Here is a 20,069-nt window from a genome sequence, read left to right as displayed (position 1 = left end):
ATATTGAGCGTTGTGGCTCATTCCCTTTATTAGTAATGCTAATATTTTACCTAAAGGCAGATTGATGGCATCTCTGTATTTTTTACTTCCTCTTTTATATATTATTTGCACCATATACTTTATAAAAGGCGTATATATTCGCGTTTTTACTATTTTTTACTTCGTGGTGAATTTTGTATATTATCTATCTGTCTGGATACAGGGTATTCCGCTAGAGGAGGGATATACTCAGGTATTTTGGTTCTCATTCTTAAGTTTATTCGCAATCCATTTGTCATATTTTATAACACCAATAAAAGTGTCCTCTCGGTATAATCATTCAGATGATTTGTCTAATTCATGGTTCAGAAGTATTAACTCAAAAATATTTGTCGTTTGTGGTCTGGTTTTATACATTTTTGCTTTGATGATTTATGTGAAAAATAATGGGGTCGCATTTGGTGGTGGTTACGAAGCTCGTCTTGAACAGAATTCGGGTGGCGGCCTGTCAATTATTTTAATGTACGCATTTGTTCCTTCCTCGATTGTGTTCTTTCTTCGTAAACCTACTAAATTACGTTTTATATTGGCAACCGCATTGGCTATTTTCTGTGGTTCTGTTTATTACTACGTTATAGGCGGCTCAAGAAATGTAATGGGCGCGGCAGTTCTTGCTATAACTTATTTTGCCTATGAGAAAAAAGTACTCCGTATAAATGAAATAGCTATACTATCAGCATGTTGCTGTGTAGCTTTAATTGTATTGGGTGCTCTGCGTTATGGATCCAGTCTTGATGATGTGATCAGTATGCTTCTGTCTGGCTCATCAGTCATGATTTCATTCGCTTTAGATTCTTTCTCTCCGATTTATGCAATCAAAGATATTATTGAATATATTGATAAAACAGGTAATATTCAGTATTTTTCAACCTTCTTCAATGAGTTTGCGATTATTGTTCCTCGTTTTTTATGGGAGTCAAAACCGATTAACTTTTTGAATAACGGCTATTTTTATACAACCTATATCCTGAATATGGATACGCAGTTGACCATATCACCAACGATAGTAGGTAGCTTTATTATTATGTTTGGCACAACCTGGTTTTGGCTTTGGGGACTTATTACTGGAAGCACATTAAAAATCATTGACGCAGTAACCAAAAAAACCAGGATGATTACGATAAAGATTACATTTATAACCTGCATTGGCTACTGCTTCTTCTGGGTGCGTGACGGTTTAGAAGTGTTTATGTATATCTCATTTAAATTCTTTTTATGTGTAATGATCATTAAAGCGATTAGCACGATAGTTGGTAGTCTATTGAAAAGGCCTTCGAATGAAAATTTTGCTCATAAGTAATATGTATCCCGGTTCGGATACGCCACATCTGGGCGGGTTCGTTAAAAACGCAGCTGATTCGCTCCGTAATAATGGACATGATATTGAATTATGTGTTCTTAATAAAATCTCAAAAAGCAAAGTTACTAAAATTTATAACTATCTTGTTTTTTATATCTCTATTTTGGTTAAAGTTCTTTTGACCAAAAGTGATTGTCTTTATTTGCATTATGCGTCTCATTGCTATCTGCCGGTAAAAATGGGCAATTGCGTCAGAAGAAAAAAAATTGTGGTGCACGTACACGGCGGTGACGTTAAGCGGCTCAACGGAACCAGTGGAATGTTCTTTCGTGTTAAGAAGGCAATTGTTTCTAATGCGTTGAAAAATGCGGTAAAAATAGTGTTTCCTTCAAAGTCTTATCTGGAATTTACCAAAAATGAATATCAACTCGATGAAGTTAAATGTGCAATAAGCCCTTCTGGCGGCGTTGATACCCAACTCTTTGCGTTTAAAAACCGTGAATTCGGTGCTCCGCTTAAACTCCTTTTTGCTGGACGACTCATCAAGAGTAAACGTGTGGATCTGGCAATACAGGCAATTGAAAACCTGTCCGACGATGATAAAAGTAAAATTCACTTAACTATTGTTGGGGATGGTCCAGAGCTGGGTTCGTTAGTGAAAAGTGCAGCTCATTTACCAAATATTGAATTTTCGCCTGCTGTAGGGCACGTTCGCTTGGCTGAAATTTTTCAGGAACATGATGTACTAATCTATCCTTCAGAAAGTGAAAGCCTTGGACTGGTTCCTTTGGAGGCGATGGCTATGGGGATGATTCCACTTCTAAGTAATATCCCCTCTTTCAACGAGTTCATCGATAATAACCAAAATGGTTTTATTGTTTACGAGGACGGACACTATAAAATTAAAATTGAGCAAATGCTCAAGATGTCACCACAAACGCTTCAAGCGATGTCTCACCAGGCTAAGCAAACGGTCTTAAACAGCTATACGAAAGAAATAGCGCAAACGAAGCTGCTTGAGGCGTTTAAATGTTTGTAATTAATAAATTAATTTGGCTTGGATATACTGTATCTTCTGGAGCAGCAAGGGTTATAATCTTCTTTTTATTGACTCTTGTGTTTGTCCAAAAAGACATTGCGCTCTTTGCTGTTTATTATTCATTCTTAACTGTTGCAGTGATATTCCTCGGTCAGGGACTTGGTACAACGCTCATTAAAGATGGCTCTGAAGTGAGCATGAAATACTTTAATTACGTTTTACTCCTTAGTATTGCAGCAGCCTCGGTTATTACCTTAGCACTGGCGACTCCAACACTAGACTTAAATTTAATTGACACCTTAATATTCGCTGGCTCTCTTGCATGCCTGGCTATCAACCAAATCTATCGTTATTATTATATTTATTATAAAAAGGCACTACCTGGCTTAATTTATGATTTGCTAGCGCTGGTTCTTTTTGCGGCAGGAATGCTGCTGTGCAAACTGCATCTTGTCTCTTTAAAACCTCTTGATATTTTCTTCCTTGCTTACTTTATCGCGACAATAATTAACCAAATTATTTACTACATATATGTTAAGCGAGCGTGGATAACCGTATCTGATAGCAAGGCTTTCAATGGGCTAGATTGGAAATTCTCCCTAAATGTTGGCTTCGTGGGGCTCATTTCTACAGGGATCGTTTTTCTATTACCTTACTTTTCCCGTGAGTTACTTCCCGATGAATCAATGTCGGTACTGGGTCTCACAATTAGCATAATTGGAATTATATCTGTCTTCTCACGTGCATACATGAACTACTTTTATCGAGAGTTAGTGGAGTGTGCTAAATCAAAAGAAGAAAAAGTTTATCTTGCGATAAATAAAAAAGTTATCATCATATCAGCGCTTGTATGCTTTGGTAGTATCCTGCCACTAATCTTTTATGTTAAATTATCGCTTTCCTATGTAACCTTTAATGAAATACTGGCAATCGTCGTGCCTGTAATGCTTTTTACTCTCTCTTCGCAACTATCACTAGTTCAGTCAAATATAATATTATTCCTTGGTAAAGAAAAAATCTCACTGATATTCAACTTTTTTGTATTTATTGTGGTTCTGTCATTGTTTTTGGTATGGCAATACTTCATTAGTATTTCGGTGATATATCTTATCCCATTAATGTCTTTATTCCTGATGGTTTTATATTTAATCAGATACGCTTATTTTAGAATCCTGATCAGGACGGCTTTTAAGAATGGAGAAGCAGTTTAACATGAACATAGAGGATAGTGCTTTATTCATTTACGGCGAGGGAGGACACCGAGCCCAGATGAACAGATTGATGAAAAGAATTGGTGGAGAAATAAATAAAAATAAAATCAGTCTCTCAGATTATAAAATTAAGGAAGAATGGTCTGATAAGCATTATGTCACTCGTGAATTTAGAAATAAATATTCAACGTTCACTAGTGTGCTTCGCTTCAATCAGTTACATCAGATCAAGGTCTGTTTACAGATTCATAAAACTCATCGAATAAAAGTAGTCGTTTCAACGGGACCCGGTGTAGCTCTTATTCCCGCTTTTTATTTTAAATATATTGTTGGTGCAAAAATAATTCATCTCGAAACATGGTCCAGATTCGAAACGAAGTCCTTCACTGGTAGAATCATGTCTTTAATTGCGGATGAGTTTTATGTGCAGCACAAGACGCTTTTAAAACAGTATAAAAAAGCCAAATTTTCCGGAGTGCTATGAAAATTTTAGTGACCGTAGGCACCACTCGGTTTGATAAACTTATCAAGCAGATTGCATCAATTTCAGCGCTTCCACATATGGCCAACAATTTTTTTATGTGCCAAAAGGCGAATGGCCTGTCAAACCCTGAAACAGAAAATTACAAGGAAGTTGAATTTATTCAATCTATTGAGAACGAATATTCTCATTATGATCTTGTAATCAGTCATGCAGGCGCTGGATCAATATTTTCTCTTTTAGATCACGAGAAAAAAATCATCATTGCCCCAAATTTAGATCGTTTGGATAAACATCAGTCTGACATTGCTAAATATATGGGGGAAAAGGAATTTGCAATGATTTGTTGGGATATCGAAGATCTCGAAAATCTAATCATTAATGCAAGTTCATTCCAGCCCAAGAAATTTGAATTAGTGCGATTTTTCAAGAATGATGAGTTTATTGACCATATAAATAACGCGTGATAGTACTCGATCGCTAAAGCCATTTAATAATATTTGCAGGTAACTTTTGATCATAAAAAATAGTTAATGCTTTGTGAAATTATTTGATAACGACTTTAGTATTGTTTAGAGTCATGAGAAGTGATTCCCAAGCCGCTATCATTCGCGGCGACCACACCTGACAGGAGTATGTAATGTCCAAGCAACAGATCGGCGTTGTCGGTATGGCAGTGATGGGGCGCAACCTGGCGCTCAACATCGAAAGCCGTGGTTATACCGTCTCCGTTTTCAACCGCTCCCGTGATAAGACCGAAGAAGTCATCGCTGAGAATCCAGGCAAAAAACTGGTTCCTTTCTATACGGTTAAAGAGTTCGTTGAGTCTCTGGAAACACCTCGTCGTATCCTGTTAATGGTGAAAGCGGGCGCAGGTACCGATGCAGCTATCGATTCACTGAAACCGTATCTGGATAAAGGCGACATCATTATCGATGGCGGCAACACCTTCTTCCACGACACCATTCGTCGTAACCGTGAACTGTCTGCTGAAGGCTTCAACTTCATTGGTACCGGCGTATCCGGCGGTGAAGAGGGCGCTCTGAAAGGTCCATCTATCATGCCTGGTGGACAGAAAGAAGCTTACGAACTGGTTGCGCCAATCCTGACCAAAATCGCAGCCGTAGCTGAAGATGGCGAGCCGTGCGTGACCTATATCGGTCCTGATGGTGCTGGTCATTATGTGAAAATGGTTCACAACGGCATTGAATATGGCGACATGCAGCTGATTGCTGAAGCTTACTCTCTGCTGAAAGGCGGCCTGAACCTCTCCAACGAGGAGCTCGCAGAGACCTTCACCGAGTGGAATAAAGGCGAGCTGAACAGCTACCTGATCGACATCACCAAAGATATCTTCACCAAGAAAGATGAAGAGGGTAAATACCTGGTTGATGTGATTCTGGATGAAGCCGCTAACAAAGGTACCGGTAAATGGACCAGCCAGAGCTCTCTGGATCTGGGTGAGCCGTTGTCCCTGATCACCGAATCCGTCTTCGCACGTTATATCTCTTCTCTGAAAGAGCAGCGCGTTGCAGCATCTAAAGTGCTGTCTGGCCCGAAGGCCAAACCCGCTGGTGATAAAGCAGAGTTCGTTGAGAAAGTCCGTCGCGCGCTGTATCTGGGTAAAATCGTCTCTTACGCGCAGGGCTTCTCTCAGCTGCGCGCGGCATCTGACGAGAATAACTGGGATCTGAACTACGGCGAGATTGCGAAGATCTTCCGTGCCGGCTGTATCATTCGCGCTCAGTTCCTGCAAAAAATCACCGATGCCTACGCTGAGAATGCGGGTATCGCAAACCTTCTGCTGGCGCCTTACTTCAAACAAATTGCTGACGAATATCAGCAGGCGCTGCGTGATGTTGTTGCGTACGCGGTGCAGAATGGTATCCCGGTTCCGACCTTCTCCGCTGCGGTGGCATATTACGACAGCTATCGCGCTGCCGTTCTGCCAGCGAACCTGATTCAGGCACAGCGTGACTACTTCGGTGCGCATACCTATAAGCGTACGGATAAAGAAGGTGTGTTCCACACCGAATGGCTGGATTAATATACGGTTAGCCATGCCATCAAGCCCGGTAGAGATACCGGGCTTTTTTATCTTGCCCGATCCACCTACTGTTTAATGGAATAGATTGCGTGAAAATTCTAGTTACTGGCGGTGCCGGTTTTATCGGTTCCGCGGTTATCCGACATATTATTAGCAATACTCGGGATAGCGTTGTTAACGTTGATAAATTGACCTATGCCGGTAATCTGGAATCCTTGCGTGAAGTAAGCGATAGCGAACGCTATGTTTTTGAGCATGCCGATATATGTGATAAAGAGGCAATGGCGCGTATTTTTGCTACCCATCAGCCTGATGCGATAATGCACCTGGCTGCCGAGAGCCATGTCGACCGTTCTATTACCGGTCCCGCTGCGTTTATTGAAACCAATATTGTTGGCACCTATATCCTGTTAGAAACAAGCCGTGCTTACTGGTCTTCACTGGATGAGGCAGCAAAATCTACTTTCCGTTTCCATCACATTTCAACTGATGAGGTTTACGGCGATCTGCCTCATCCCGATGAACATTATGACTCCACCCCGTTACCGCTGTTTACTGAGAAAACAGCGTACCAGCCAAGCAGCCCTTACTCAGCGTCAAAAGCGTCCAGCGACCATTTAGTTCGAGCCTGGATACGCACCTATGGTTTACCCGGGATTGTGACAAATTGTTCGAATAATTATGGCCCATACCACTTTCCTGAAAAGCTGATTCCTCTTGTTATCCTTAATGCGCTGGATAATAAACCATTGCCGATTTACGGTAAGGGCGATCAAATCCGTGACTGGTTATACGTTGAAGACCATGCTCGTGCACTGTATACGGTTCTGACCACGGGTAAGCCGGGAGAAACCTATAATATTGGCGGTCATAACGAGAAGAAAAATATTGAAGTTGTTCAGACCATTTGTGATCTGCTCGATGAAATGGTACCGAAAGAAACATCCTATCGCGCACAAATTACTTATGTCGCGGACCGACCAGGTCACGACAGACGTTATGCAATTGATGCTCATAAAATTAGCGACGAGCTTGGATGGACTCCTGTGGAAACGTTTGAAAGTGGCATCCGTAAAACGGTTGAATGGTATTTGAATAACCAGGAGTGGGTATCGAATGTAAAAAGCGGCGCCTATAAGAGCTGGATTGAGCAAAATTATGGGGAGCGTAAGTAAATGACGAAACGTAAAGGGATTATATTAGCTGGCGGATCGGGTACACGTCTTTATCCCGTGACTATGGCCGTAAGCAAGCAATTGTTGCCAATTTACGATAAGCCAATGATCTATTATCCGCTCTCTACGCTTATGCTGGCAGGTATACGGGATATTCTGATTATCAGCACGCCTCAGGACACTCCGCGTTTTGAACAACTGCTCGGGAACGGTAGCCAGTGGGGATTGCATATCCAGTACAAAGTGCAACCAAGTCCTGATGGACTGGCACAAGCTTTTATTCTGGGTGAAGAGTTTATCGGTGAGGATAATTGTGCGCTGGTATTAGGCGATAATATTTTCTACGGACACGATCTCCCCAGACTGCTTGAAGGCGCAGCAAGCCAGCAAGAGGGTGCGACCGTATTCGCCTATCATGTCAGCGACCCGGAACGCTATGGCGTCGTTGAGTTTGATAAAGACGGTACTGCAATTGGCCTTGAGGAGAAGCCTCAGCAACCCAAGAGTAATTACGCAATAACCGGTCTTTATTTTTACGACAACGATGTGATTGAGATGGCCAAAAGCTTAACGCCGTCCGAGCGAGGTGAACTCGAAATTACCGACATCAACCGCATCTATATGCAGCAGGGACGATTGTCTGTCGCGATGATGAGACGCGGCTATGCCTGGCTGGATACCGGAACGCATCAGAGTATGATCGAGGCAAGCAATTTTATCGCCACAATTGAAGAGCGACAGGGGCTAAAAGTTTCATGTCCTGAAGAGATTGCGTTCCGACGAGGTTTTATTGATGCCGAACAACTTCGGGTACTCGCTGAACCATTGAAAAAGACCGGGTATGGTCAGTATCTGCTGAATCTGACCAAGGGATTAGTCTGATTTGACGAAGTAAGCAGTTTTCCTCTGCTTACTCTCGACTGCCCTTTAACGTCTTATTGTCGCTGTAAAACAGGTACTTTGCTTAGTGTAACGACAGGTCTTTTTGTTCAGCAAAAACATTTTTCAAAAAACCTGAAACCTTGACAGCGAATGAAGGTTAGCGATAAAAAACGCTTAGTTAATCATTGTGGTGACTGTGTTATGGTCATCAAAAACTCAAACGTGTAGAAGTCAAACAAATGAAAATAACTATCTCCGGAACAGGCTATGTTGGTCTCTCAAACGGTATTCTGATTGCACAAAACCATGAAGTGGTTGCGCTGGATATCGTGCAGGCAAAAGTGGACCTGCTTAACCAGAAGAAGTCCCCGATCGTCGATAAAGAGATTGAAGAATACCTCGCGACCAAACCGCTGAACTTCCGCGCTACCACGGACAAAGAAGATGCTTACCGCGATGCGGATTTCGTCATCATCGCCACGCCAACCGACTATGATCCTAAAACCAACTACTTCAATACCTCTACCGTTGAAGCGGTGATTAAAGACGTTACGGCAATCAACCCGAACGCAGTGATGATCATCAAGTCGACAATTCCAGTGGGTTTCACCAAATCGATTAAAGAAGAGTTGGGTATTGATAATGTCTTCTTCTCGCCGGAATTTCTCCGCGAGGGCAGGGCGTTATACGATAACCTGCACCCATCCCGTATCGTGATTGGCGAGCGTTCCGAGCGTGCGGAGCGTTTTGCTGCGTTGCTTCAGGAAGGCGCAATCAAAAAAGATATTCCGGTGCTGTTCACAGATTCCACCGAGGCAGAGGCCATTAAGCTTTTCGCCAATACCTATCTGGCGATGCGTGTGGCTTACTTCAACGAACTTGACAGCTATGCCGAGAGCTTAGGTCTAAACACCCGTCAGATCATCGAGGGCGTGTGTCTTGACCCACGTATCGGTAACCATTACAACAACCCGTCCTTCGGTTACGGTGGTTACTGTCTGCCAAAAGATACCAAGCAGCTGCTGGCTAACTATCAGGCGGTGCCGAACAACCTGATTTCCGCCATTGTGGATGCCAACCGCACGCGTAAAGACTTCATCTCGGATTCCATTCTCGCGCGTCAGCCGAAAGTGGTGGGCGTGTATCGCCTGATCATGAAGAGCGGTTCCGATAACTTCCGCGCTTCTTCCATTCAGGGGATCATGAAGCGTATTAAGGCGAAGGGCGTACAGGTCATTATTTATGAACCGGCGATGCAGGAAGATGAGTTCTTCCATTCGCGTGTGATCCGCGATCTGGATGCGTTTAAGAAAGAAGCGGATGTAATTATCTCCAACCGTATGGCGGAAGAGCTGGCGGACGTGAAAGATAAAGTCTATACCCGCGATTTGTTCGGCAGCGACTGATTAAAATCGTGATATAAAAAAACCCGGCAATCTGCCGGGTTTTTTGTTTTTAAACGTTATAGAAGTTGCGGTACCAGTCGACGAAGTTTTTCACGCCTTCTTGGACTGAGGTTTGTGGTTTAAACCCAATAACGTCATACAGCGCTTTGGTGTCCGCACTGGTCTCCAGCACGTCCCCCGGCTGGATCGGCATCATATTTTTCACCGCTTCCTTGCCCAGCGCCTCTTCAAGCGCGGTGATGTAATCCATCAGTTCGACAGGTGAACTGTTGCCGATGTTATACACGCGATACGGGGCAGAGCTGGTTGCTGGCGAACCGGTTTCGACTGTCCAGTCGGCATCGGCCTGAGGAATGACGTCTTGTAGGCGAATAATCGCCTCCGCAATATCATCGATATAGGTGAAGTCGCGCTTCATCTTGCCGTAGTTGTATACGTCGATGCTGTTGCCTTCAATCATGGCTTTGGTGAATTTAAACAGCGCCATGTCCGGGCGCCCCCATGGGCCATAGACGGTAAAGAAGCGCAGGCCAGTGGTCGGCAGATTGTACAGATGCGAATAGGTATGCGACATCAACTCATTGGCTTTTTTGGTTGCCGCATACAGGGAAACCGGATGGTCTACGGAGTCGTCAGTAGAAAACGGCATCTTACGGTTGAGGCCGTAAACAGAACTGGATGACGCATACAGAAGATGCTGAACCTTATTGTGGCGACAGCCTTCCAGCACGTTCAGGTGACCTACCAGGTTTGCATCAGCGTAGGCATGCGGGTTTTCCAGCGAGTAACGGACACCCGCCTGTGCGGCAAGATGGATTACGCGGTCAAATTTCTCATTGGCGAAGAGCGCAGCCATGCCCTCGCAGTCCGCTAAGTCCAGCTTGTGGAAGGTGAAACTCTCGGATTTAAGCAGTTCAAGGCGAGCGAGTTTGAGGTTAGGGTCATAGTAATCATTCAGATTATCAAGCCCAACAACTTCATGCCCTGCATCAAGCAGGCGCTTGCTGACATGAGAACCGATAAAGCCCGCCGCGCCCGTTACCAGAAATTTCATAGCTTCCCTCATTTACAGTGTTCTTATTGATGCCCCAGACATCAGAATCCAACTATGATAGCGCGTCGCCTTTAACTTACATAACCCATCTTTCCGATATAACTCATCGGATTCTTATAGAAAAATCCCCAGCAACAGATACACTATGGAAACAAGATTATTTTTGCCCTTTTTCATCTGTTAGGGATTGTATGACGCAAAACAACAATAACCTGGTCGCACGTAACAATGACCCGGAGCAAATTGATTTACTTGATGTAATGCTACAGCTGTGGCGTGGTAAGTGGGTAATAGGGGCTTTTATTGCTGCTTTTATCGTTCTTGCTGGCGTTTACATCACTGTAGCCAAAGAGAAATGGACGTCATCAGCCATCATAGCCCAGCCTGATGCGGCACAAATCGCCACCTATTCCAATGCATTGAATATCCTCTATGGCGGGGCAGCTCCCTCCATGTTAGACATTCAGAATCGTGCTATTGGACGTTTCAATTCCTCCTTCTCGGCATTAGCTCAGGCGCTGGAGAATCAGGAAGATCCGGAAAAACTGACTATTGAGCCTACCGTTAAAGGACAAAGTTTGCCTTTAACCGTAAGCTATCAGGGCGAATCCGCTGAAGCAGCTCAAAAGCAATTAGCTCAGTACATTCAGCAGGTTGACGAGCAGACGGCAAAAGAACTGACGCTTGATCTCAGAGATAACCTCAAGCAGCAGATCACAACCCTGAACGACTCCCTCCAGAATCAGGAGAAAGTTGCTCAGGAGCAGAAAGATCTACGCATCAAGCAGATTACTGAGGCGCTGAAGAACGCAGAAGCCGCTAAGATCACCACTCCGCAGCTTCAACAGACTCAGGATGTTACTCAGGAAACCATGTTCCTGTTGGGTACCGTAGCGCTCAAGTCAATGGTTGATAACGAAGCGTCTCGCCCGCTGGTCTTCTCAGGCGCTTACTACCAAACCAAACAAAATTTACTGGATATTCAGAACCTCAACGTTAACCCAGACACTATTCACGTCTATCGTTACGTCATGAAGCCGAACCTGCCTATCCGACGCGACAGCCCGAAAATTGCTATTACCCTCATCCTTGCCGTACTGCTCGGCGGAATTATCGGTTCTGCTGTCGTCCTCGGCCGTAACGCGCTGAGAAACTACAAGCCAAGAGCCTGATTTACACACAAAAAAGACCGGGTCTCCCCGGTCTTTTTTTATTTATGTCGTTTCCGCAAATTCTCAATCACCGTCGTTAAATCCAGTTCCTGATCCTGAAGCAGCACCAGCAGGTGATACATCAAATCCGACGCTTCGTTCGTCAGCTCCTCACGGTCATGTACGGTGGCCGCCAGCGCCGTTTCAACGCCTTCCTCACCCACTTTCTGCGCAATACGTTTGGTGCCGCTGGCGTACAGCTTCGCCGTGTACGAGCTCTCGGGATCCGCTGATTTACGCTCTGCCAGCAGCTGTTCCAGCTGATAGAGGAACAGCCACTGGTGGCTCGCCTCGCCAAAGCAGCTGCTGGTGCCTTTGTGACAGGTCGGGCCAATCGGGTTGACCAGCACCAGCAGGGTGTCATTGTCGCAGTCTGGCGTAATGCTGACCACGTTCAGGAAGTGGCCCGAGGTTTCCCCTTTCGTCCACAGGCGCTGTTTGGTGCGCGAGAAAAACGTCACCTTGCCGCTGTCGATCGTTTTTGCCAGTGCCTCCTGGTTCATGTATCCCAGCATCAGCACTTCGCCTGAAACGGCATGCTGTACAACCACCGGCAGTAATCCGTCAGTTTTTTCCCAGTCCAGCTGCGCCTGTTGTTGCTCTGTTAACATACCCTGATCTCCACGCCCTGGTCGGCCAGGTACGTTTTTAACTCACCAATATTGATAATCTGTCTGTGGAACACGGAAGCGGCCAGCGCGCCGTCTACGTTCGCATCGCGGAAGGCTTCAAGGAAGTGTTCCATGGTGCCCGCGCCGCCGGAGGCAATCAGCGGAACGTGGCAGACCGTGCGCACTTTTTTCAGCTGCTCGAGGTCGTAACCGTTGCGTACGCCGTCCTGGTTCATCATGTTCAGCACGATTTCACCCGCACCGCGTTTTTGTACTTCCTGCACCCAGTCCAGCGTCTCCCATTGTGTGACGCGCGTGCGGCTTTCATCGCCGGTGTACTGGTTGACGTGATATTTGCCCGTCGCGGTATCAAACCAGGTGTCGATCCCCACGACAATGCACTGCACGCCAAAGCGGTCCGCCAGACGCGTAATCAGCTCCGGATCTGCAAGCGCAGGGGAGTTAATCGAAATTTTGTCCGCACCGAAAGAGAGAATTTTCGCCGCATCGTCAGCAGATTTAATCCCGCCCGCCACGCAGAAGGGAATATCAATCACCTCTGCCACGCGCGCCACCCAGCTTTTGTCCACCACGCGGCCATCGCTGGAGGCGGTGATATCGTAAAATACCAGTTCGTCTGCGCCTTCTTCGGCATAGCGTTTTGCCAGCGGAACGATGTCGCCAATGATCTCGTGGTTGCGGAACTGCACGCCTTTTACAACCTGACCATCACGCACGTCCAGGCAGGGAATTATCCGTTTTGCCAGCATTGAATCGCCTCCTTCACCGTAAATTTGCCTTCCAGCAGCGCGCGACCCACGATCACGCCACGTACACCGGTTCCGCGCAGAGCGGCGATATCCGCCAGGTCGCCGATACCGCCAGAGGACTGAAACGCTACCTGCGGATAACGCGCGCAAACCTCTTCATACAGCGAGACGTTAGAGCCTGCGAGCGTACCATCGCGTGAAATATCCGTGCACAGGACGTGCTTCAGCCCTACCGGAAGATACATCCCGACCAGCTCTTCCAACGTTACGCCGGAGTTTTCCTGCCAGCCGCTGACCGCGACCTGTTTGTTACCCTGCGCGTCAATGCGCACATCCAGCGCCAGCACCAGCGCATCCGCACCGAAGCGGCGGAACCAGCCCTTGACCGTCTCAGGATCTTTCACAGCGGTCGAACCCACTACCACGCGCGCCACGCCCGCGTCCAGTAAGGCGGCAACATCGGCTTCCGTACGCACGCCGCCGCCCACCTGCACCGGGACGTCCACGCCAGCCACCAGTGTTTTAAGCAGTGGGATCTGGCGTTTGGCCGGATCTTTCGCGCCGGTCAGATCGACCAGGTGCAACACCTCAGCGCCCTCGGCGGCGTAAGCCTGTAACCGCGGCAGCGGGTCGTTGCCGTAGTCGCGCTGCTGCCCGTAATCGCCCTGGTGGAGACGAACAACCGTGCCGTCAATTAAATCTAAAGCGGGAATTATCATCACATCTCCAGGAAATTTTTCAGCAGTTGCGCACCGGCGGCGCCGGAGCGTTCCGGGTGAAACTGCACGCCGTAAAAGTTATCTTTCTGCACGGCGGCGGTGAACGCCTCGCCGTAATTGCACTGGGCGATGGTGTAGGCATTCACGGGCATGGCGTAGCTGTGAACGAAATAGAAGTACGCGCCGTCGTCAATACCCTGGAACAGCCTGTTGCCCGCCTTCGGATAAACGCGGTTCCAGCCCATGTGCGGCAGCGGCAGGCCGTGGTCGGTCATTTTCGGCACGTCTTCTTCAATAATGCCCAGCAGATCAACGCCGTTGCTCTCTTCGCTGCGGCGGCCAAGCAGCTGCATGCCGAGGCAAATGCCCAGCACCGGTTGAGTACAGGCTTTGATGAGATCTACCAGCTCGCGCTCATGGATCTGATCCATCGCCGCCTGGGCGGTGCCAACGCCCGGCAGAAAGAGTTTATCCGCGCGCAGTACCACGTCCGGGTCGCGGCTCACCACCGGCTCGTAGCCGTGGCGCATAATCGCCGACTTTACGGAGTTCAGATTGGCGCATCCGGTATCCAGAATCACCACGTTCATTACAGCACTCCTTTCGACGAGGGCAGGGCGTCACCTTCCACGCGGATCGCCTGGCGCAGGGTACGGCCAAAGGCTTTGAACAGGCTCTCGACGCGGTGGTGATCGTTTTTGCCTTTGGTTTTCAGGTGCAGCGTCAGGCCCATGGTGTAAGAAAGCGAGCGGAAGAAGTGTTCCACCATCTCGGTGCTGAGATCGCCCACGCGCTGGTAGGTAAAGTCGGCTTTGTATTCAAGGTGCGGACGCCCGGAGATATCCATCGCGCAGCGCGCCAGGCACTCGTCCATCGGCAGAACAAAGCCGAAGCGGTTGATACCGCGCTTGTCGCCGAGCGCCAGCTTCAGGGCTTCGCCCAGCGCCAGGCCGGTATCTTCCACGGTGTGGTGATCGTCGATATACAGGTCGCCCTTAACGGTGATCTCCATGCGGAAGCCGCCGTGAGTGGCGATTTGATCCAGCATGTGGTCAAAGAAACCGACGCCGGTGTGGATCTTGCTGCCGCCTTCGCGGTCGAGCCAGACCTTCACGTCGATCTGCGTCTCTTTGGTGTTGCGTTCAACGTGGGAATAGCGGTCGCGTCGGGTGAGCTGCTCGCCAATCATCGCCCAGTTTAGCGTGTCGCGGTTATAGCGCAGGCCCGCAATGCCCATGTTGTCCGCCAGCGTGATATCCGTGACGCGATCGCCGATCACATAGCTGTTGCTTTTATCCAGCGCCTCTTCCGCCAGATAACGTTCAACAAGCTTCACTTTTGGCTTGCGGCAGTCGCACTCGTCGGCAGGCATATGCGGGCAGATCAGCACCTCGTCAAAGGCGATACCCTGCGAGGTCAGCACCTGCATCATCAGGTTGTGCGGGCCGTCAAAGTCCGCCTGCGGGAAGCTGTCGGTGCCCAGACCGTCCTGGTTGGTGATCATCACCAGCTTATAGCCTGCTTTCTGAAGCTTCAGCAGCACCGGGATCACATCGGGTTCAAAGGCCAGCTTGTCGAAACGATCGACCTGAAAATCGCTGGGTGGCTCCGAGATGATGGTGCCGTCACGATCGATAAAGAGATACTTCTGACTCATACTTTCTCCGCTTTCAGGGCGTCAATCACGCGCTGGCTCTCTGCACGGGTGCCGACGGTAATACGCAGGCAGCCGCTCAGGGTAGGTTGTTTATTCTGGTCTCGTAAGATAATGCCCTGATCCCACAACGATTTAAATATCGCGCTTGAGGCGGTGAAGCGCACCAGGATGTAATTGGTTTCCGAGTCGAACACCTGCTCCACGCACGGAATCGTTTTAAGGGCATCGACAAGATACTGACGCTCTTCCAGGATCTGCGCCACACGCTCGCGCATCGCGCTGATGCCCTGCGGGGCCAGCGCCTGTGCCGCAATATCGGCAACCGGCGTTGAGAGCGGATACGGGGCGATCACTTTCAGCAGCAGGTCGATAACCGCTTTATTCGCCAGCGTAAATCCACAGCGAAGGCCGGCGAGGGCGAAGGCTTTGGAAAGGGTACGCAGCACAACGAGATGCGGATACTCCTCAAGCCAGCCTGTCAGCGTCGCCTGCGGGCAGAACTCAATATAGGCTTCATCAGCGACGACCAGCGCCTTGCCGCGCGTCATCTCCAGCAGGGTGCGGATATCCTGCGGATGAATAATCTGCCCGGTGGGGTTGTTCGGGCTACAGACAAACACCACCTTCACGCCGTCGAGGTTATCGGCGATGCCCTGCAAATCCAGCTGCCAGTTGTCGAGCGCCTGCACGTTGCGGCAGGCCACGCCAAAGGTTTCGGCGCTGACGCTATACATCCCGTAGGTGGGCTGGCAGTACATCACCGCGTCTTTACCCGGCTCACAGAAGGCGCGGATCAGCAGCTCAATCCCTTCATCCGCCCCACGGCTGACCAGCACCTGCTCAGGCTTCACGCCTGCATACTGGGCATAGTTCTCGATCACCGCTTTCGGCTGACACTCCGGGTAGCGGTTCAGCGTCTGCTGCGAAAGCTCAAAGGCCACCGCCGTGGGATATTCATTGGCATTCAGCCAGACGTCGCCGTTCCCGCCCAGACGACGCGCAGACTGATAGGGCGTCAGGCGACGGACATTTTCGCGGGCTAATTCTTCGATGTTCATGCTTGCTCCTTCAGGGCGGCAACGCGCAGCGTCACGGCATTTTTGTGGGCAGTCAGGCGCTCGGCGGCGGCCAGGGTTTCAATGGTCGACGCCAGCGAGGCAAATCCCTCGCGGGAGAGTTCCTGCACGGTCATGCGCTTCTGGAAATCCGCCAGCCCCAGGCTGGAGCAGGTTGAGGTATAGCCATACGTCGGCAGCACGTGGTTGGTGCCGGAGGCGTAATCCCCGGCGGATTCCGGTGACCAGTCGCCGAGGAACACCGAGCCTGCGCTGGTTATGCAGTCGACCAGTTCGCGCGCGTTGCGGGTCTGAATAATCAGGTGCTCAGGACCGTACTGGTTGGAGATGGCGATGCACTGGTCAAGATCGCGGGCCACAATCAGGCGGCTGGCGGATAGCGCCTGACGCGCCGTTTCCGCCCGCGGCAGGTCAGCCAGCTGACGCTCAACGGCGTCGCCCACGCGTTTTGCCATGTCGGCATCTGGCGTCAGTAAAATCACCTGCGAGTCAGGGCCGTGCTCGGCCTGCGAGAGCAGGTCAGAGGCCACGAAATCCGGTGTAGCGCCGCTGTCGGCAATCACCAGCACTTCAGACGGACCGGCAGGCATATCAATCGCCGCGCCGTCCAGACGCTGGCTGACCTGACGCTTCGCTTCGGTCACGTAGGCATTGCCCGGGCCAAAGATTTTGTCGACCTTAGGAATGGATACTGTTCCGAACGCCAGGGCAGAAATCGCCTGCGCACCGCCCACTTTATAGATCGCCTGCACGCCGCACAGCTTCGCCGCGTACAGGATCTCGTCGGCGATCGGTGGCGGAGAGCAGAGCACCACCTTCTGACAACCGGCAATACGTGCCGGGGTGGCCAGCATCAGGACGGTCGAAAACAGCGGGGCAGAGCCGCCGGGAATATAGAGGCCGACGGACGCCACCGGGCGTGTCACCTGCTGGCAGCGTACGCCGGGCAGGGTTTCCACATCCACCGCCTGCAATTTCTGCGCGGTGTGGAAGGTATCAATATTTTTCACCGCGACGGCCATCGCCTGTTTGATGTCATCACCCAGACGATTGCTGGCATCAATGATTTCCTGCTCGGTAACCTGTAACGCGTCGACCTCAGTTTTATCAAACTTCGCGCTGTACTCGCGCAGCGCATCGTCCCCGCGGGCTTTGACGTTATCGAGGATCTCCGCCACGGTGCGGGTGATGCTCTCCGAGGCGGAAATTGCCGGGCGCATCAGCAACTCGCGCTGTTGCGCGTCGCTACAGGTATTCCAGTCGATGATTGTGTTAAAGCTCATGGTCGTTACTCCATCATCTTCTCAATTGGCAGCACCAGAATGGAACTTGCGCCCAGCGCCTTCAGTTTTTCCATGGTTTCCCAGAACAGGGTTTCGCTGCTGACCATGTGCATCGCCACGCGCTGCTGGTCGCCCGCCAGCGGCAGAATGGTTGGGCGCTCAGCGCCCGGCAGCAGGGCAATCACTTCGTCCAGGCGCTCGGTCGGCGCATGCATCATGATGTATTTGGATTCACGCGCCTGAATCACGCCCTGAATGCGGGTCAGCAGCTTGTCGATGAGCTGCTGTTTGGCGTCGGCCATCTCGCCGTCGCGCTGAATCAGGCAGGCTTTGGAGCGGTAGATCACCTCCACTTCGCGCAGGCCGTTCGCTTCGAGCGTGGCGCCGGTGGAGACGAGGTCACAGATGGCATCGGCCAGGCCCGCACGCGGCGCCACTTCAACAGAGCCATTCAGCAGACAGGATTTAAACTGCACGCCTTTTTGATCGAGGTAACGCTTCAGCAGGTGAGGGTAAGAGGTGGCGATACGTCTGCCGTTCAGCGCGGCCGGGCCGTCCCAGGCTTCATCGACCGGCGTAGCCAGCGACAGGCGGCAGCCGCCAAAGTCCAGACGACGCAGGGTAAAGTAGCGCGGATCTTCGCCCTGCGCGCGGCGGGTTAATAACTCTTCTTCCAGTACGTTTTCGCCGATGATGCCGAGATCAACGACGCCATCCATCACCAGGCCCGGGATATCGTCATCACGTACGCGCAGAATGTCGATCGGCATATTTTCAGCCAGGGCGATCAGGCGCTGGGTGTGCAGGTTGATTTTAATCCCGCAGCGGGCCAGCAGTTCGCGTGAATCGTCGCTTAAACGGCCTGATTTTTGAATAGCTATGCGTAAACGTGAGTTATCTAACATTCTGTGTTCCTCGTTAACCTGTTTTAACCTGTCTGAATGCGGTCCAAAAAAAAGCCCCCGGAAGAAGATCTTCCGGGGGCTTTTTCATGCGTTCATGCACCACTGGAAGATCCAAACGTCTTCCAGCACACATCGCCTGAAAGACTAGTCAGGATGATGGTGATGATGGTGGTTTTTAAAAGGAACGCGTGTCATATAAATTCTCGTTGAATGCTTATGCATTTGATGTCTTTTAACCTAAACCAGTTGTACGCCATAAAGCAAGGGCTTTTTTTGATCATTAATTCATTTCATATTGATGGTATGAATTGTGCGTTCCACCAGGCTGGCGTAGCCTTATAACAGGCATCGTTAAGCGGAGAATGTAATGAAAAAGGTCGCGATTGTCGGGTTAGGATGGTTAGGAATGCCACTGGCGATGTCATTAGCCGCGAAAGGCTGGCAGGTGACAGGGAGTAAGACCACCCGAGATGGGGTTGAAGCGGCACGCATGTGCGGCATTGATGGTGTCGAGCTGCGTCTCGAACCCGAGCTTATCTGCGATACCGACGAGCTGGATGAACTGATGAATGTGGACGCGCTGGTCATTACCTTACCGGCGCGGCGCAGCGGCCCGGGTGAGTCTTTTTACTTGCAGGCGGTGCAGGAGATCGTCGACAGCGCCCTGGCGCACCATATCCCGCGTATCATTTTCACCAGCTCCACCTCCGTCTATGGCGATATCGACGGTACGGCGAAAGAAAACACCGAGCGCCGTCCGGTGACCGCCAGCGGCCGGGTGCTGAAAGAACTGGAAGACTGGCTGCACAATTTGCCTGGCACGCAGGTGGATATCTTACGCCTGGCCGGGCTGGTGGGGCCGGGCCGTCATCCGGGGCGCTTCTTTGCCGGTAAATCTGCGCCGGATGGCCAGCACGGGGTGAATCTTGTGCATCTTGAGGATGTTATCGGTGCAATTGAACTGCTTTTGCAGGCTCCGAAAGGGGGGCACATCTATAATATATGTGCGCCTTCGCATCCGCCGCGCAGTACCTTTTATCCGCTGATGGCGCGCCAGCTGGGTCTGGCGCCGCCGGTATTCAGCGAGGCGCAGGGGGAACGCAAAGGCAAAATTATTGATGGCAATCGTATTTGCCATGAACTGGGATTTGAATATCAGTATCCCGATCCGCTGGTTATGCCCATGGAATAATTGCGCTGGCG

Annotated in this window: 21 protein-coding genes and 1 other annotated feature; of the genes, 11 read left to right on the top strand and 10 right to left on the bottom strand. The window is 49.7% G+C overall.

What is annotated here, in order from left to right:
- The first annotated feature begins 64 nt into the window (after positions 1–64).
- From L379_RS08815 to ugd, 9 genes are all read left to right on the top strand, one after another.
- A complete protein-coding gene (locus L379_RS08815) occupies positions 65–1,339 on the top strand; it encodes a WzyE family oligosaccharide polymerase (RefSeq protein ID WP_017693092.1) in 1,275 nt (424 codons plus the stop codon).
- Positions 1,317–2,378 carry a glycosyltransferase family 4 protein gene (locus tag L379_RS0124165; RefSeq protein ID WP_228100606.1) on the top strand — a complete coding sequence of 354 codons (1,062 nt, stop codon included), beginning with the start codon at positions 1,317–1,319 and terminating at the stop codon, positions 2,376–2,378. Before L379_RS08815 ends, L379_RS0124165 begins: the two co-directional genes overlap by 23 nt.
- On the top strand, positions 2,369–3,589 hold the full coding sequence (locus L379_RS08820; RefSeq protein WP_017693094.1) for a hypothetical protein: 1,221 nt from the start codon (positions 2,369–2,371) through the stop codon (positions 3,587–3,589). Before L379_RS0124165 ends, L379_RS08820 begins: the two co-directional genes overlap by 10 nt.
- Entirely contained in the window at positions 3,573–4,073 is a 501-nt protein-coding gene (pssD, locus tag L379_RS08825; protein ID WP_017693095.1) for a PssD/Cps14F family polysaccharide biosynthesis glycosyltransferase, read from the top strand. Before L379_RS08820 ends, pssD begins: the two co-directional genes overlap by 17 nt.
- Entirely contained in the window at positions 4,070–4,537 is a 468-nt protein-coding gene (gene pssE / locus L379_RS08830; protein ID WP_017693096.1) for a PssE/Cps14G family polysaccharide biosynthesis glycosyltransferase, read from the top strand. Before pssD ends, pssE begins: the two co-directional genes overlap by 4 nt.
- A 173-nt stretch (positions 4,538–4,710) precedes the next feature.
- Positions 4,711–6,117 (top strand): NADP-dependent phosphogluconate dehydrogenase, encoded by a 1,407-nt coding sequence (gene gndA, locus L379_RS08835; protein WP_032654199.1) that lies wholly within the window; start codon positions 4,711–4,713, stop codon positions 6,115–6,117.
- Between the two features lie 89 nt (positions 6,118–6,206).
- Positions 6,207–7,292: a dTDP-glucose 4,6-dehydratase gene (gene rfbB / locus L379_RS08840; RefSeq protein ID WP_017693098.1), complete on the top strand. Its 1,086-nt coding sequence runs from the start codon at positions 6,207–6,209 to the stop codon at positions 7,290–7,292.
- Entirely contained in the window at positions 7,293–8,174 is an 882-nt protein-coding gene (gene rfbA, locus L379_RS08845) for a glucose-1-phosphate thymidylyltransferase RfbA (RefSeq protein WP_017693099.1), read from the top strand.
- 239 nt (positions 8,175–8,413) lie between these two features.
- The gene (gene ugd, locus L379_RS08850; RefSeq protein WP_017693100.1) at positions 8,414–9,580 is read left to right on the top strand and encodes a UDP-glucose 6-dehydrogenase; all 1,167 of its coding nucleotides are present in this window, start codon (positions 8,414–8,416) and stop codon (positions 9,578–9,580) included.
- A gap of 49 nt (positions 9,581–9,629) precedes the next feature.
- On the opposite strand, the gene L379_RS08855 is transcribed toward ugd, so the two are convergent.
- Positions 9,630–10,634, bottom strand: a complete 1,005-nt coding sequence (locus L379_RS08855; RefSeq protein WP_017693101.1) for an NAD-dependent epimerase — start codon at positions 10,632–10,634, stop codon at positions 9,630–9,632.
- Positions 10,635–10,825: 191 nt separating this feature from the next.
- Between L379_RS08855 and wzzB the strand changes: the two genes are divergently transcribed.
- Positions 10,826–11,806, top strand: a complete 981-nt coding sequence (gene wzzB, locus L379_RS08860; protein ID WP_017693102.1) for an LPS O-antigen chain length determinant protein WzzB — start codon at positions 10,826–10,828, stop codon at positions 11,804–11,806.
- A gap of 38 nt (positions 11,807–11,844) precedes the next feature.
- On the opposite strand, the gene hisIE is transcribed toward wzzB, so the two are convergent.
- The 9 genes from hisIE to hisL all read right to left on the bottom strand — a co-directional run bounded on the left by hisIE (position 11,845) and on the right by hisL (position 19,061).
- Positions 11,845–12,456: a bifunctional phosphoribosyl-AMP cyclohydrolase/phosphoribosyl-ATP diphosphatase HisIE gene (hisIE, locus tag L379_RS08865; protein ID WP_017693103.1), complete on the bottom strand. Its 612-nt coding sequence runs from the start codon at positions 12,454–12,456 to the stop codon at positions 11,845–11,847.
- On the bottom strand, positions 12,450–13,226 hold the full coding sequence (gene hisF, locus L379_RS08870; RefSeq protein ID WP_017693104.1) for an imidazole glycerol phosphate synthase subunit HisF: 777 nt from the start codon (positions 13,224–13,226) through the stop codon (positions 12,450–12,452). Before hisF ends, hisIE begins: the two co-directional genes overlap by 7 nt.
- On the bottom strand, positions 13,208–13,945 hold the full coding sequence (gene hisA / locus L379_RS08875; protein WP_032654196.1) for a 1-(5-phosphoribosyl)-5-[(5-phosphoribosylamino)methylideneamino]imidazole-4-carboxamide isomerase: 738 nt from the start codon (positions 13,943–13,945) through the stop codon (positions 13,208–13,210). Before hisA ends, hisF begins: the two co-directional genes overlap by 19 nt.
- A complete protein-coding gene (hisH, locus tag L379_RS08880; protein ID WP_032654193.1) occupies positions 13,945–14,535 on the bottom strand; it encodes an imidazole glycerol phosphate synthase subunit HisH in 591 nt (196 codons plus the stop codon). The genes hisA and hisH overlap by 1 nt, the downstream gene beginning before the upstream one ends.
- Positions 14,535–15,602, bottom strand: coding sequence for a bifunctional histidinol-phosphatase/imidazoleglycerol-phosphate dehydratase HisB (gene hisB / locus L379_RS08885; RefSeq protein ID WP_032654190.1), 1,068 nt, complete (start codon positions 15,600–15,602; stop codon positions 14,535–14,537). Before hisB ends, hisH begins: the two co-directional genes overlap by 1 nt.
- Positions 15,599–16,660 (bottom strand): histidinol-phosphate transaminase, encoded by a 1,062-nt coding sequence (gene hisC / locus L379_RS08890; RefSeq protein ID WP_032103469.1) that lies wholly within the window; start codon positions 16,658–16,660, stop codon positions 15,599–15,601. Before hisC ends, hisB begins: the two co-directional genes overlap by 4 nt.
- Positions 16,657–17,961, bottom strand: a complete 1,305-nt coding sequence (gene hisD / locus L379_RS08895) for a histidinol dehydrogenase (protein ID WP_032654188.1) — start codon at positions 17,959–17,961, stop codon at positions 16,657–16,659. The genes hisC and hisD overlap by 4 nt, the downstream gene beginning before the upstream one ends.
- Before the next feature lie 5 nt (positions 17,962–17,966).
- Positions 17,967–18,866 (bottom strand): ATP phosphoribosyltransferase, encoded by a 900-nt coding sequence (gene hisG, locus L379_RS08900; RefSeq protein ID WP_032654185.1) that lies wholly within the window; start codon positions 18,864–18,866, stop codon positions 17,967–17,969.
- A gap of 45 nt (positions 18,867–18,911) precedes the next feature.
- Positions 18,912–19,035 (bottom strand) — a sequence feature (His leader region).
- On the bottom strand, positions 19,011–19,061 hold the full coding sequence (gene hisL, locus L379_RS25915; protein ID WP_099516347.1) for a his operon leader peptide: 51 nt from the start codon (positions 19,059–19,061) through the stop codon (positions 19,011–19,013). It overlaps the preceding feature by 25 nt.
- A 172-nt stretch (positions 19,062–19,233) precedes the next feature.
- Between hisL and L379_RS08905 the strand changes: the two genes are divergently transcribed.
- Entirely contained in the window at positions 19,234–20,058 is an 825-nt protein-coding gene (locus L379_RS08905) for an SDR family oxidoreductase (RefSeq protein ID WP_017383300.1), read from the top strand.
- Positions 20,059–20,069 lie beyond the last annotated feature (11 nt).

This window comes from Enterobacter sp. MGH 33, assembly GCF_000534535.1.
Classification (GTDB): Bacteria; Pseudomonadota; Gammaproteobacteria; order Enterobacterales; family Enterobacteriaceae; genus Enterobacter; species Enterobacter hormaechei_C.
This window is presented reverse-complemented; position numbering and strand designations above follow the sequence as displayed.

Coding starts and splice junctions, on each gene's coding strand:
- L379_RS08815 (WP_017693092.1), top strand. CDS start 65: ATGGCATCTCTGTATTTTTTACTTCCTCTTTTATATATTATTTGCACC.
- L379_RS0124165 (WP_228100606.1), top strand. CDS start 1,317: ATGAAAATTTTGCTCATAAGTAATATGTATCCCGGTTCGGATACGCCA.
- L379_RS08820 (WP_017693094.1), top strand. CDS start 2,369: ATGTTTGTAATTAATAAATTAATTTGGCTTGGATATACTGTATCTTCT.
- pssD (WP_017693095.1), top strand. CDS start 3,573: ATGGAGAAGCAGTTTAACATGAACATAGAGGATAGTGCTTTATTCATT.
- pssE (WP_017693096.1), top strand. CDS start 4,070: ATGAAAATTTTAGTGACCGTAGGCACCACTCGGTTTGATAAACTTATC.
- gndA (WP_032654199.1), top strand. CDS start 4,711: ATGTCCAAGCAACAGATCGGCGTTGTCGGTATGGCAGTGATGGGGCGC.
- rfbA (WP_017693099.1), top strand. CDS start 7,293: ATGACGAAACGTAAAGGGATTATATTAGCTGGCGGATCGGGTACACGT.
- ugd (WP_017693100.1), top strand. CDS start 8,414: ATGAAAATAACTATCTCCGGAACAGGCTATGTTGGTCTCTCAAACGGT.
- L379_RS08855 (WP_017693101.1), bottom strand. CDS start 10,634: ATGAAATTTCTGGTAACGGGCGCGGCGGGCTTTATCGGTTCTCATGTC.
- wzzB (WP_017693102.1), top strand. CDS start 10,826: ATGACGCAAAACAACAATAACCTGGTCGCACGTAACAATGACCCGGAG.
- hisIE (WP_017693103.1), bottom strand. CDS start 12,456: ATGTTAACAGAGCAACAACAGGCGCAGCTGGACTGGGAAAAAACTGAC.
- hisF (WP_017693104.1), bottom strand. CDS start 13,226: ATGCTGGCAAAACGGATAATTCCCTGCCTGGACGTGCGTGATGGTCAG.
- hisA (WP_032654196.1), bottom strand. CDS start 13,945: ATGATAATTCCCGCTTTAGATTTAATTGACGGCACGGTTGTTCGTCTC.
- hisH (WP_032654193.1), bottom strand. CDS start 14,535: ATGAACGTGGTGATTCTGGATACCGGATGCGCCAATCTGAACTCCGTA.
- hisB (WP_032654190.1), bottom strand. CDS start 15,602: ATGAGTCAGAAGTATCTCTTTATCGATCGTGACGGCACCATCATCTCG.
- hisC (WP_032103469.1), bottom strand. CDS start 16,660: ATGAACATCGAAGAATTAGCCCGCGAAAATGTCCGTCGCCTGACGCCC.
- hisD (WP_032654188.1), bottom strand. CDS start 17,961: ATGAGCTTTAACACAATCATCGACTGGAATACCTGTAGCGACGCGCAA.
- hisG (WP_032654185.1), bottom strand. CDS start 18,866: ATGTTAGATAACTCACGTTTACGCATAGCTATTCAAAAATCAGGCCGT.
- L379_RS08905 (WP_017383300.1), top strand. CDS start 19,234: ATGAAAAAGGTCGCGATTGTCGGGTTAGGATGGTTAGGAATGCCACTG.